This window comes from Leisingera sp. ABM4_101 (assembly GCF_056158725.1).
The window spans coordinates 1,166,840-1,179,458 of the sequence record NZ_JBSWTV010000002.1 but is presented as its reverse complement, the minus strand read 5'-3'; the positions used below and the strand labels follow the sequence as shown (position 1 = coordinate 1,179,458).

Below are 12,619 nucleotides of genomic sequence, written 5' to 3'. Positions count from 1 at the left end.
GATGACCGAAGACCAACTGATCCTGACCGCCAACCTCGAACGCGCCGACGATTTCTATGCCGATCTGCTGGCCGCGCATGAGGACCTGAGCAAGGCCGAAAGCGATGCGCTGAACGCGCGTCTGGTGCTGGTGCTGGCCAACCACATCGGGAAACGCGCGATCCTGAAACAGGCGCTGGCAGCAGCCGCGCTGAAACCTGGGGAGGATACCGCTTGAAAATCGAACAAATCCACCACGTCGCCTACCGCTGCAAGGACGCCAAGCAGACGGTGGAGTGGTACAACAAGATGCTGAAGATGGACTTTGTCCTGGCAATTGCCGAGGACCATGTGCCGTCGACCCATGAACCCGATCCCTACATGCATATCTTCATGGATGCGGGCAACGGCAACGTCCTGGCCTTCTTTGAGCTGCCGACCAAACCGGAAATGGACCGCGACCGCAACACCCCCGTCTGGGTGCAGCACATCGCCTTCAAGGTGAAGGACCGCGAAACCCTGATCCAGTTCAAGGACCATCTGGAGGCCAACGGCGTCGAGGTGCTGGGCGTCACCGACCACTCGATCTTCCACTCGATCTATTTCTTCGACCCGAACGGCCACCGGGTGGAACTGGCCTGCCCCGACCCGGAGGAGGAGGCGCTGCTGCAAAGGCTGGACGCGGTGAAATGGGAAATGCTGGAAGAATGGTCGAAAACCAAAAAGGCGCCCCAGCACGCCGACTGGCTGCACGCCAAGGAATTGAACAAGGCCTGACTGGCACAGGCCGGCAAGGCAGCCCGGCGGGCTGCCTTTCTTGCACGGGAGGACACCGATGGGCAGCACCATCCTATATGACTACTGGCGCTCATCCGCCAGCTACCGGCTGCGCATCGCGCTGAACCTCGCCGGGATCGACTACACAGCGGTCCCGGTGGATCTGGTCAAGGGGGAACATAAGGGCGCGGAACATCTGGCCCGCAATCCGCAAGGGTTCGTGCCGGTGCTGGAAATCGACGGGCTGCGGCTGACCCAGTCGCTGGCAATCCTCGATTACCTGGATGAGACACGAAATCCCGGCCTGCTGCCGCTGGACCCCGGCCAGCGCGCCAGGGTGCGGGCACTGGCCCATTCCGTGGCGGTGGATGTGCATCCGGTCTGCAACCTGCAAGTGGCCAAACAGGCCACACACCTCAGCGGCGGCGCAGAAGACATGCCCAAGGCCTGGATGCAGCACTTCATCCGGCCCGGGTTGCAAGCCTTTGAGGCGCTGTTGTCAGGGTTCGAACAGGCGCCCTTTTGCATTGGCGATACACCGGGTCTTGCTGACATCTGCCTGATGCCGCAGCTTTATAATGCGCGACGGTGGGAGACGGATTTCTCTGATCTGCCCCGGCTTTGCGCAGTAGAGGCTGCCTGCTCTGCACATCCCGCCTTCAGCGCAGCGCATCCGGATAACACCTTATCCTCCTGACCGCCTGCGGCGGCTGTTCGGCCGATCCGGCCACGGGAAGATCACCAGAAGGTGATGGCATCCGGCTTGAATAGGCTAACCGGTTAGTACACCTTTTACCCATCATTGACAGATCGGTAAACCATCATGCAAGAAGCCCCCCGCCCGCCACTGCCGCCGTTCACCCGCGAGACCGCAATTGCCAAGGTCCGCGCCGCCGAAGACGGCTGGAACACCCGAAACCCCAAGGCCGTGGCGCAGGCCTATACCCCGGACACCACCTGGCGGAACCGCGCCGACTTCCCCCGCGGCCGCCAAGAAGTTCAGGCCTTCCTCTCCGCCAAATGGGAGCGCGAACAGGAGTACCGGCTGATCAAGGAGCTCTGGGCCTTTGACGGCAACCGCATCGCCGTGCGCTACGCCTACGAGTGGCACGATGCCTCCGGCCAGTGGTACCGCTCTTACGGTAACGAGAACTGGGAATTTGCCGAAGACGGCCGCATGGCGCACCGCTTTGCCTCGATCAACGACCTGAAGATCGCGGAAGCGGACCGCCTGTTCCACTGGCCCCAAGGCCCGCGTCCGGCGGATCACCCCGGCCTCAGCGATCTGGGGCTCTAAGCCCCTTGATCCTCAAAACGCCGGGCTGGACCCCAGCCCGGCGCAGCCGCCTCAGAACGGCCGTTCCTGATGCGGCGACTTGCCGAAATAGCGGCGGTAGACCTTGGCGAAATGGGTCTGGCTGTTGAAGCCGGACGCAAGCGCAATATCAATGATCCGCATATTGGTCTGCAGCAGCAGGCTGCGGGCATAGTCCAGCCGCAGCTTGGTGTAGTAAACCTTGGGAGTAGTCTGCAGGTACTTGGAAAACAGCCGCTCCAGCTGGCGCACCGACAGGCCGACCAGATCGGAAATACCGCCCGGTGTCAGCGGCTCCTCCAGGTTGCTGCGCATCAGGCTCAGCGCTGCCGCCAGTTTTTCATGCCGCACGCCGGTGCGCCCGAACTCGGAAACCGTCTGATCCTGGCTGCCCTTGCGGGCCGAGGAACAGACCATCAGGTCGGCGGCCCCGGTTGCAACATCCGCCCCGTGATGATCCGAAATCAGGTTCAGCATCATGTCGACGGTGGCGGTGCCGCCGGCACAGGTGATCAGCTTGCCCTCCATCGTGAACAGCGAATTCCTGACCTCCACATCCGGATGCGCCTCCGCCAGGATCGCCCGCAGCGCCCAATGAGCCGAAACCTCGCGTCCCGCCAGCAGGCCCGACCGCGCCAGCGCCAGCACACCGCCGCCCAGCGCGCCCAGGGTCATCCCCATGCGCTGCGCCTTGCGCAGCCAGCCCAGCACCTTCAGCGAGACGCCCGGCTCAGCCCCCTGGCCGCCGCAGACAAAGATCATGCCGCCGCGGGACAGCTCCGGCAGGCCGCCGTCCACGGCCACGCTCAACCCGTTTGGGGCGGTGACCGCCAAGCCGTCCTCGCTGACCACGCGCCAGTCATAGCGCGCGGTCCCGTCGTGCGTGTTCGCCGCCTCCAGCGCCGCCACAGCGCTGGACAGATCCAGCGGCGAGAAGGTGGGCAGCAGCAGGAAGATGCAGCGGCGGGCCGGCACGGCCTCAGCCGCTTCGGGGAGCGTCCGCATGGGTTTGGTCATGGCTTCCGCTCCCCTGCTTTGATCAGGCGCGCATATTGGCGCCGTTGGCGTCATAGATCGGCGCACCCAGCACCTCGGCGTCATACATCTCGCCCAGGATCTCGACCTGCAGCCTGGTGCCGGCCTCCGCGTGTTCCGCCGAGACATAACCCATCGCCATGGATTTCTGCGCGTGATGCGCATAGCCGCCGGAGGAGATGTAGCCCACCGCCTCGCCGTCCTTCAGGATCGCCTCGTCGTTGGACACATCAATGCCATCGACGTCGATGGTCATGGTGACCAGCTTGCGGCTTGGACCGGCCTCGCGGGCCTTCAGCGCGGCCTCCTTGCCGACGAAATCCTTCTTCCAGTTGATAAAGACATCCATGCCGCTTTCCGCCGCGTCGAAATCGGGGCGGAAGTCCAGCGTCCACACGCCCCACCCCTTCTCCAGCCGCATCGACATCAGCGCCCGCGCGCCGTACCAGCGGTAGCCCAGGTCCGCACCCGCCTCTTCGATCGCCTCCGCCAGACGCAGCAGATACTGCGGCTTGCAGTAGATCTCATAGCCCAGCTCGCCCGAGAAGCTGATCCGGTTCAGGATCACCGGCACGCCGCCGACAAAGGTCTGACGCAGGTCGCGGAACTTCATGGCCTCGCCCGACACATCCTCGCGGGTGATCCGCTGCAGCAGTTCCCGCGATTTCGGACCCGACAGCGCAATGCCGTGCCAATCGTCCGAGACGTTCTGGTACGACACATCCTCCGGCAGATCCTTCTCAAACCAGCGGCGGTGCGCCTCCTGCATGGCGCCGGAGCCGAACAGCATGAAATGCTCCTCGCCCAGGCACGCCACGGTCAGATCGCCGTACAGCTTGCCCTTGGGCGTCAGCATCGGCGTCAGGGTCAGGCGGCCCGGTTTCGGAACGTAACCCGCCAGCACCCGGTCCAGATAGGCCCGCGCACCGGCGCCCTTGAACTCATGCTTGGCAAAGTTGGCAACCTCGATGCCGCCCACGGCCTCGCGCACAGCCTTGACCTCACGCGCCACATAATCATGCGACCGGTTGCGCTCAAACGTCGGCTCCTCATGCGCGTCCTCCGGCCCGTCGGCAAACCACAGCGCATTCTCAAGGCCAAAGCCCTGGCCCATCCGCGCACCCTTGGCGACAAGCCGGTCATAGAGAGCCGTGGTCTTCTGCATCCGGCCTTTCGGCAGCGTCTCGTTCGGGAAGGTCATCACAAACCGGCGCTCATAGTTCTCGGTCGATTTCACCGTGCCCCAGTCGGGGGTCGCAAAGTCGCCGAACCGCGCCACATCCATCGCCCAGACGTCGATGGACGGCTCGCCGTCGATCATCCACTCAGCCATGGTCAGGCCAACGCCGCCGCCCTGGCAGAAGCCCGCCATCACGCCCACGGCGCACCAGTAGTTCTTCATGCCCGGAACGGGGCCGATCATCGGGTTGCCGTCAGGGCCGAAGGTAAAGGGCCCGTTGATCATATCCTTGATGCCCGCTTCGCCAATGGCCGGGATGCGTTCAAACGACATTTCCAAACGGTCGGCAATCCGGTCCAGATCAGGCTGCAGCAGTTCATGCCCGAAATCCCAGGGCGTGCCGCCGACTTTCCACGGCGTGCCCTTCGGCTCATAGGTGCCCAGCAGCATCCCCTGGCGTTCCTGGCGGAAGTAGATGTTGGCCTCATAGTCGATCCCGGCCGGCAGGCGGGTCGGGTGGTTCGCCACCGCGTCGATCTTGTCGGTGATCAGGTAATGGTGCTCCATCGGCTGCACCGGCAGGTTGATGCCCTGCATATGGCCGACTTCCCGCGCCCACAGGCCGCCGCAGTTCACAATATGCTCCGCATTGATCACCCCGCGCGGGGTCACCACGTCCCAGCTGCCATCGGGGCGCTGGGTGGTGCCGGTCACCGGCGTATGGGTGAAATACTGCGCGCCATGCACCCGCGCCGATTTGGCGAATGCATAGGTCGCGCCCGACGGGTCCAGATCGCCGTCCTGATCATCCCACAGCGCCGCGTGATAGTGCTTCGGGTCGATCAGCGGATGGCGCTCAGCCACTTCTTTGGGGCTGATGAACTCCTGGTTCAGACCCATGTAGCGCGCCTTGGAGCGTTCCCGCTTCAGGTAGTCGTACCAGGTCTTGTTTGACGCCAGGTAAAACCCGCCGGTGATGTGCAGGCCAACCGAGTGGCCCGAGGTCTCCTCGATCTCCTTATAGAGGTCGATGGTATAGGACTGCAGGCGCGAGATGTTCGGGTCTGACGAGATCGTATGGATCTGCCCCGCCGCGTGCCAGGAGGAGCCGGAGGTCAGTTCGTCACGCTCCAGCAGCACCACGTCCTTCCAGCCGAACTTGGCCAGATGGAACAGGATCGAGCAGCCAACCACACCGCCGCCGATGATCACCGCCTTGGCGTGGCTCGGCAGCTTCTTGTCGCCGGTGTTCTCCTCCTTGTGGATGTTGAGCGTCGATTGGGCAAAATTGTCTGACATGGGTTTGTCCTCAGATCTGGGGCAAAGCGCGGGAATTGCGGCAAGTGGCACCTAGGGGGTGCACAGGGGGTGTACGGGGGGTGCACAGGGGGTGCCGGGGGAAACCGGCATTTCCTGCATAAGCTGTAGAAATGGGTGAAGAATTCCTTACTTCAGTACCACGCATCCGGGATCTCCTCCTTGCGGCGGGCGACATAGGCAGCCAGTTCCTCTTTCACTGCCTCATCCATCGGCGGCGCCTCATACTGGTTCAGCATCTCGTTCCAGCGCTCATAGGCACGGCGGCGCATGTCCTTGGAGCCGCCTTCTTCCCAGCTCTCGACATTCTCGCTGTCGCTCAGCTTCGGCTCATAAAACGCAGTCTGGTAATTGCGCATGGTGTGGCCGGAACCCAGGAAATGCCCGCCCGGCGCCACTTCGGCGTAGGCATCACGGGCCATCGCCTCATCGCTGGTATCCAGCCCCTGGCTCAGCACTTTCTGGTAGGATCCCAGCCGGTCCGCATCCATGATCAATTTCTCAAACCCGGTGCACAGCCCGCCTTCCAGCCAGCCCGCCGAGTGCAGCACATAATTGGCCCCGGCCAGCATGGTGGAATGCATCGAGTCGGCACTTTCATAGGCCGCCTGCGCATCTTCGATCTTGGACGCCGTCAGCGACCCGCCGCAACGCAGCGGCAGCCCGGCCCGGCGGGCCAGCTGGCCGATGGCATAGTTCGACACAACCGGCTCCGGCATCCCGAATGTCGGCGCGCCGGACTTCAGCGACATGGAGCTGAGGAAGTTGCCCAGCACAAACGGCGCGCCCGGGCGCACCAGCTGGCTGAAGGCGCAAACCATCATCGCCTCCGCCATCGCCTGCGCCACGGATGCCGCGGTGGAAACCGGCCCCATGGCGCCCGTAAGGATAAACGGCACAACGACAATTCCCTGCCCGCGCGCGGAATAGGTGCGGATCGCCTCCGTCACCACCTTGTCGACCAGCAAGGGCGAATTGGTGTTCACATTGCCCATGATCACGCAGTTCTCGTCCATGACCTCTTTGCCAAAGACGATCTCCGCCATGTCGACGCTGTCCTGCGCCCGGGACATCTCGGTGATGGCACCCAGATGCGGTTTGTCACTCAGCGTCATATGGGCAAACAGCATATCGAAATGGCGCTTGCTCACCGGCACATCGCAGGGTTCACAGATCACGAACCCGCCGTGATGCAGGTTCGGATGCATATAGGTGAGCTTCACCAGCTTCTCGAAGCTCTCCATGTCGCCATAGCGCCGCCCGCCCTCCAGATCGCGCACAAACGGCGCGCCATAGATCGGTGCAAACACCTGATTGCTGCCGCCAATAGTGACAGAGCGCGCCCGGTTGCGGGCCAGCTGGGTGAACTCCCGCGGCGCCTTGGCGCATAAGCTGCGGATCCACTGCGCATCGGCACGCACGGTGTCCTCCTCGATCCGGGCACCGGCCTCTTTCCAGATCCGCAACGCCTCCGGATCATCGCGGAAGGCAATGCCGACCTCCTCGAAAATCCAATCAACCTGAGCCTCCAGCTTGACCAGCTTCTCCTCGTCCAGCACGTCAAAGAACGGCAGCGTGCGCTGGATCCAGGGCGATGCCGGAGCGCCGGCAGAGGCGGTGTTTCTGTCACGGGATGCGCGGGCGCGTCGGGCCATGGGGCTCTCCAAACTCTCAAGTGATGAATCACGATACGCCCGGGCCCGTCATTTGTGACGGTTGAAAAATCTGATAGTTTGGATAATTGAGAGTTATGCAAGAACTCTGGAAGCTCCTCACCAGCCCCCGCCACCTGATCGTCTTCGAATCCGCCGCGCGGCACGCCTCTTTCACCCGCGCGGCAGAGGAATTGAACGTGCAGCAGCCTGCCGTCAGCGCTGCGATAAAGCAGATGGAATCGTCTTTGGGCGTTATTTTATTCCGCCGCGGCCACCGCAAGGTGGAACTGACCGGCGCCGGGACAAGGCTCTATGCTGATGTCTCCAAGGCGCTTGAGGACATCCTGTCCTCGGCCAAGGCGGTACGGCAGTTCGGGCGCAACGACCATGTCACGCTCAATTGCTCCTCAGCTTTTGCATATTACTGGGTGATGCCAAAACTGACCCGGCTGCACGAAGCGCACCCCGATATCGACCTGCGGCTGCAAAGCTCCGACCGGGAGCCGGACATCAATACCGAGGGCATCTCGCTGGCGGTGCGGCGGGGGGATGGCAACTGGCCGGACTGCCACTCCGCTCTGATCGCGCCAGAAGTGATCTATCCGGTGGCCAGCCCGCGGGTGATGGCCTCGGCGGTCAACCTGGCGACGGTACCGAACCTGCTGCATGAGCGGCTGATTCACCTGGAGGAGCCGATCCGCGAGCGCCCCAGCTGGCGGCAGTGGTTTGCCCATTTCGACGTCACCGGCCGGCTGCCCGCCGCGGGCCTCAAACTCAATGACTATGCGCTGGTGCTGCAGGCGGCGATTGCAGGCGAGGGCTTTGCCTTTGGCTGGCAGCATGTGACCGAGCCCCTGATCAGACAGGGGCTGCTGGCGGCGCGCCAGGACTGGTCCTGGACCACCGGCGCAGGGTTTTACCTGGTGTGGTCCAAGAGCCAGGACCTGGTGCCCAACGCCGAACTGGTGCGGCAATGGCTGCTGGAGATGGCTGCCTCCGGAACCGCGTGAGTCACGCGATGCCGGAGCCATCCTTGGCCCGCTGCATCGACGTCCGGTGCGTCAGATACAGCCGCCGCACGAAGGCCAGGATGAACAGCAGCGTCAGGATCAGCACGATGGTCGGCGCCGGCGCACTGTCGAGGAAGAAGCTGGCATAGGTGCCCGCCACCATTGAGAACATGCAGACCAGCACGGAAACCCACAGCATGGTGCTGAACTTGCGCACCACCAGAAAGGCCACGGCACCGGGCGCAATCAGAAGACCGATCGCCAGGATCAGACCCGCCGCCTTGAGCGTGGCAACGATTGTCAGCGATAAGGCCGCCAGCAGCCCGTAGTGCAGCACCGTGACCGGCAGGCCCGAGGCCTGCGCCTGCGCCGGATCAAAGCTGTGCAGCAGCAGGTCTTTCCACTTCAGCACCAGCGCCGCGCCGACGGCCAGCGAAATGATGCCCGCGGTCCACAGTTCATCCGGCTCCACCCCCAGCATGTTGCCAAACAGGATGTGGTCCAGATGCGCGTTGGTCTCGAGACCGACGTAGAGCACGATGCCGAGGCCGAACATGCCGGAGAACACCACCCCCATCACCGTGTCCTGTTTGACCCGGCTGTTGCCCGCCAGGAACCCGGTGGCGACAGCGCACAGCATACCGGCGGCAAAGGCACCGATGATCAGCGGGATGCCGATGACATAGGCCACCACAATCCCCGGCAGCACCGCATGGCTGACGGCATCGCCCATCAGCGCCCAGCCCTTCATCACCAGAAAGCAGGACAGCAGCGCGGTAGGCACCGAGACAATCAGCGAGATCAGAAAGGCGTTCTGCATGAACGCAAATTGGAACGGCATCAGCAACGTATCGAGATCCATTACACCGCTCCCTCTTGTGCCATGGGCCCGCGCTTCAGCGCCTCGCGCGCCTTGCGCTTGGCGGCCAGCAGCCCGTGTTTCGGGGCGAATATGAAGACCGCCAGGAAGATCAGCGTCTGCAGCGTTACGATGATGCCGCCGGTGGCGCCGTCCAGGAAATAGCTGGCATAGGCGCCAATGAAGCTGGTGGCCGCGCCGATCAGCACGGACATCATGATCAGCCGCGGGAAGCGATCGCACAGCAGGTAGGCCGTGGCCCCGGGCGTCACCACCATGGCAATCACCAGAAACGCTCCCACGGTCTGCATTGCCGCCACGACAGAGGCCGACAGCAGCACAAAGAACACCGCCTTGAGCAGCCCGGGGCGCAGGCCGATGGTGCGGGCATGGTTTTCGTCAAAGAAGGTGACCATCAGGTCTTTCCATTTCACCAGCAGCACCGCCAGCGACACAAAGCCGATGATCGCCAGCTGCAATGTGTCTTCCGGCGTGATGGTCAGGATGTTGCCCATGGTGATGGTCTGCACCGAGACCGACATCGGGCTGATCGAAACGATGAACAGGCCAAGCCCGAAGAAGGACGTGAAGATCAGGCCGATGATCACATCGACCTTGAGGCCGGAGCGTTCGGATAGAAACAGCATCGCCCCCGCCGCCAGCCCGCCCGCGATGAAAGCACCCAGTGCAAACGGCAGGCCCAGGATGTATGCGCCGGCCACGCCCGGCACCACCGAATGCGAGAGCGCGTCGCCGATCAGCGACCAGCCCTTGAGCATCAGGTAAGCGGACAGGAAGGCGCAGACGCCGCCCACCAGCGCCGAGACCCACATCGCATTGGTCATGTAGCCGTAGGAAAATGGCTCCAGCAGATACTCCATCATTCCTGTTCCCGGCTTTCGCTGGTCTGGGTCTTTTCGCCGTATTGGACAAAGGGGCGCTCGTCGTCGGTCAGGATGGTGACCTCGCGGGTGTCGCCGTCATCGTGCAGCGCGTCACCGCCCAGGGTGAAATGGCGCAGCACGCCGCCAAAGGCGTGTTCCAGGTTGGCGCGGGTAAAGGTGGTTTCGGTCGGCCCGTAGCCCAGCACGGTGCCTTTGACCAGCACGGTGCGGTCGCAGAACTCCGGCACGCTGCCCAGGTTGTGGGTGGAGACCAGCATCACCCGGCCCTCGGCGCGCAGCTCGCGCAGCAGGGCAATGATCTGCTCTTCTGTCTTCACATCCACACCGGTGAAGGGTTCGTCCAGCAGGATCACCTGCCCGTCCTGGGCCAGGGCGCGGGCCAGGAACACCCGCTTGCGCTGGCCGCCGGACAGCTCGCCGATCTGGCGGTGGCGGAAGTCCTGCATGTTGACCCGGCGCAGCGCCTGATCGACGGCTTCGTGGTCGGCGGCCTTGGGACGGCGCAAAAAACCCATATGGCCATAGCGGCCCATCATCACCACGTCCTCGACCAGCACCGGAAAGGCCCAGTCGACCTCCTCCGACTGCGGCACATAGGCGACCAGGTTCTTGCGCAGCGCGTCCTTGACTGTCATGCCGAGAATGCGGATTTCGCCCTGTGCGGCCGGCACAAACCCCATGATGGCCTTGAACAGGGTCGATTTGCCCGCCCCGTTCACCCCGACCAGTGCCGTGACCGTACCGCGGGGAATGCCAAAGCTGGCATTCCACAGCGCGGTATGGCCGTTGCGGTAGGTCACCGTGACATTTCTGGCGGCAATCCCGCCATCCAGGGGCGCGGCGCTGGTATTCATGATGTGGGTCTCGCTGGCATCAAGCATTAGGCTGTCCTGCAGAGTTACACACAGAAATTGTGCTTTGTGAAATGAAACGCCCCGCAACTTGCGCTGCGGGGCAAAAGACTATGCCAATAAGCGGTTTAGTTGGTGACCTCAGTCAATCCGCGGGCGACAGTCTGAGAGGTCACCTTGAGCAGGTCCAGATAGGTCGGCACCGGACCATCCGCCTCGCTCAGCGAGTTGACATACAGCTCGCCGCCATAGGCCACGCCAGTTTCGCGGGCCACCTGCTCAGCCGGGGCGGTGTTCACGGTGCTTTCGCAGAACACCACCGGGATATCATTGGCGCGCACGCCGTCGATCACGCTGCGCACCTGCTGCGGGGTGCCGACCTGATCGGCGTTCATCGGCCAGAGATACAGCTCCTTCATGGCAAAGTCGCGAGCCAGGTAGCTGAAGGCGCCCTCGCAGGTCACCAGCCAGCGCTTATCTTCGGGGATTTCGGCGATCGCCTGGCGCAGCGGCTCAATGGTGGCGCGCAGCTTGTCCTTGTATTCACCCGCATTCTTGACATAGACGGCAGCGTTCTCCGGATCATGCTCGGCAAAGGCCTCGACGATATTATCGATATAGATCAGCGCGTTATCCAGACCCATCCAGGCATGCGGGTTGGGCTTGCCCTCATAAGAGCCGGCCGCGATCGGGATCGGGCTGATGCCGTCGGTCAGGGTAACGGAAGGCACGCCATCCAGGTTGGTCAGGAACTGCTCAAACCACAGTTCCAGGTTCATCCCGTTCCACAGGATCAGATCGGCATCCGACGCCCGCACGATGTCGCGCGGCGTCGGTTCATAGCCGTGGATCTCCGCCCCCGGTTTGGTGACTGAGACGACCTCAGCGGCGTCCCCTGCCACATTGGCCGCCATGTCCGCCAGCACGGTGAACGTGGTGACAACCTTCATCTTGTCTTCGGCCAGGGCAGAGGTGGCGGCAACTGCTGCGATGGCGGCGGCGGAAACTGTCTTGAGCAGGTTCGGAAACATCCGATTCTCCGTGTCTGTGCTGTCGTTGCCATATCGTTATTGCAAATCATTCTCAACTGTCAACGTTTTTGCGAATGACTTGCAAAAACAAGTTCGAGGCGCAGCACCCCTGCTGGAAATCCAGACATCTTTGCAAATGGTTAACGGGGGTTAACGACGTCTTAATCTTGCCCGGATCGCAACCGTCTTTTCGCCCGATTCCCTGCTTAGACCTGACCCTGCAGCCAGAACGGCGCGGGACTGAATCTGAACCTTCAACCGTCTGAGCGAGCATTCTTCATGCCTTCAACTGGAACTCTTTCCGGCTGCACAGCTGCAGTCTGGCTGCTGGTGTCCGGCACCGCCGCAGCGGATACCCCTGTGCGCACCGTTCAGCTTCTGTGCGGCGCTCCGCTGCAGCAACCCCTTTGCGATGCGTTGTCGCGCCACCTGCAGGAGCGCTTTCCCGCAGCCTCAGTTACTGCCGGGAGCACCGCCCAGGACAAGGCGGACCTGACGCTGCGCTACATCGCGCGACATCAGTCAGCAGACTGGATCAGCGGCCACCTGACCTGGGAGCACCGCGACGGCCGCCAAGGCCAAAGCCCGGTGATTGAGCATTCGGTCATGGATGGCCGGCTTAGCGGCGGCTCTCTTTCTGACTTTGCCGGGCAACTGCTCCGGCACACGGAATTTCCTTTGTAATTTAACGATCTAGGATGGAAC

Annotated in this window: 13 protein-coding genes; 6 read left to right on the top strand and 7 right to left on the bottom strand. The window is 62.9% G+C overall.

Translation table 11 applies throughout. The annotated features are described in order from the left end of the window. The first annotated feature begins 1 nt into the window (after nucleotide 1). The 4 genes from ACXAEK_RS06640 (at nucleotide 2) to ACXAEK_RS06625 (ending at nucleotide 2,053) form a co-directional block, all read left to right on the top strand. Nucleotides 2-217 (top strand): DUF2783 domain-containing protein, encoded by a 216-nt coding sequence (locus ACXAEK_RS06640; RefSeq protein WP_475034193.1) that lies wholly within the window; start codon nucleotides 2-4, stop codon nucleotides 215-217. After that, on the top strand, nucleotides 214-756 hold the full coding sequence (locus tag ACXAEK_RS06635) for a VOC family protein (RefSeq protein WP_475040667.1): 543 nt from the start codon (nucleotides 214-216) through the stop codon (nucleotides 754-756). The genes ACXAEK_RS06640 and ACXAEK_RS06635 overlap by 4 nt, the downstream gene beginning before the upstream one ends. A gap of 58 nt (nucleotides 757-814) precedes the next feature. Continuing rightward, nucleotides 815-1,453, top strand: a complete 639-nt coding sequence (maiA, locus tag ACXAEK_RS06630) for a maleylacetoacetate isomerase (protein ID WP_475040665.1) — start codon at nucleotides 815-817, stop codon at nucleotides 1,451-1,453. 126 nt (nucleotides 1,454-1,579) lie between these two features. After that, nucleotides 1,580-2,053, top strand: coding sequence for a nuclear transport factor 2 family protein (locus ACXAEK_RS06625; RefSeq protein ID WP_475040663.1), 474 nt, complete (start codon nucleotides 1,580-1,582; stop codon nucleotides 2,051-2,053). Nucleotides 2,054-2,104: 51 nt separating this feature from the next. Here the strand turns inward: ACXAEK_RS06625 and ACXAEK_RS06620 are convergent, their stop codons facing one another. From ACXAEK_RS06620 to ACXAEK_RS06610, 3 genes are all read right to left on the bottom strand, one after another. Next, nucleotides 2,105-3,088, bottom strand: a complete 984-nt coding sequence (locus ACXAEK_RS06620) for a GlxA family transcriptional regulator (RefSeq protein ID WP_475040661.1) — start codon at nucleotides 3,086-3,088, stop codon at nucleotides 2,105-2,107. Nucleotides 3,089-3,110: 22 nt separating this feature from the next. Further along, on the bottom strand, nucleotides 3,111-5,585 hold the full coding sequence (locus ACXAEK_RS06615; protein WP_475040659.1) for a GcvT family protein: 2,475 nt from the start codon (nucleotides 5,583-5,585) through the stop codon (nucleotides 3,111-3,113). Between the two features lie 152 nt (nucleotides 5,586-5,737). Continuing rightward, entirely contained in the window at nucleotides 5,738-7,258 is a 1,521-nt protein-coding gene (locus ACXAEK_RS06610; protein ID WP_475040658.1) for a trimethylamine methyltransferase family protein, read from the bottom strand. Between the two features lie 95 nt (nucleotides 7,259-7,353). Here ACXAEK_RS06610 and ACXAEK_RS06605 point away from each other — a divergent pair, with 95 nt between their 5' ends. Further along, nucleotides 7,354-8,268, top strand: coding sequence for a LysR substrate-binding domain-containing protein (locus ACXAEK_RS06605; RefSeq protein ID WP_475040657.1), 915 nt, complete (start codon nucleotides 7,354-7,356; stop codon nucleotides 8,266-8,268). Nucleotide 8,269: 1 nt separating this feature from the next. Here the strand turns inward: ACXAEK_RS06605 and ACXAEK_RS06600 are convergent, their stop codons facing one another. The 4 genes from ACXAEK_RS06600 to ACXAEK_RS06585 form a co-directional block, all read right to left on the bottom strand. Further along, complete coding sequence (locus ACXAEK_RS06600) at nucleotides 8,270-9,130, bottom strand: metal ABC transporter permease (RefSeq protein ID WP_475040655.1); 861 nt, start codon at nucleotides 9,128-9,130, stop codon at nucleotides 8,270-8,272. Beyond that, nucleotides 9,130-10,008, bottom strand: coding sequence for a metal ABC transporter permease (locus ACXAEK_RS06595; RefSeq protein WP_475045210.1), 879 nt, complete (start codon nucleotides 10,006-10,008; stop codon nucleotides 9,130-9,132). Before ACXAEK_RS06595 ends, ACXAEK_RS06600 begins: the two co-directional genes overlap by 1 nt. Further along, a complete protein-coding gene (locus ACXAEK_RS06590) occupies nucleotides 10,008-10,913 on the bottom strand; it encodes a manganese/iron ABC transporter ATP-binding protein (RefSeq protein WP_475040654.1) in 906 nt (301 codons plus the stop codon). Before ACXAEK_RS06590 ends, ACXAEK_RS06595 begins: the two co-directional genes overlap by 1 nt. Before the next feature lie 98 nt (nucleotides 10,914-11,011). Beyond that, nucleotides 11,012-11,914, bottom strand: coding sequence for a metal ABC transporter substrate-binding protein (locus tag ACXAEK_RS06585; protein WP_475040653.1), 903 nt, complete (start codon nucleotides 11,912-11,914; stop codon nucleotides 11,012-11,014). 330 nt (nucleotides 11,915-12,244) lie between these two features. On the opposite strand from ACXAEK_RS06585, the gene ACXAEK_RS06580 reads away from it, so the two are divergent. After that, nucleotides 12,245-12,598 (top strand): hypothetical protein, encoded by a 354-nt coding sequence (locus tag ACXAEK_RS06580; protein ID WP_475040651.1) that lies wholly within the window; start codon nucleotides 12,245-12,247, stop codon nucleotides 12,596-12,598. Nucleotides 12,599-12,619 lie beyond the last annotated feature (21 nt).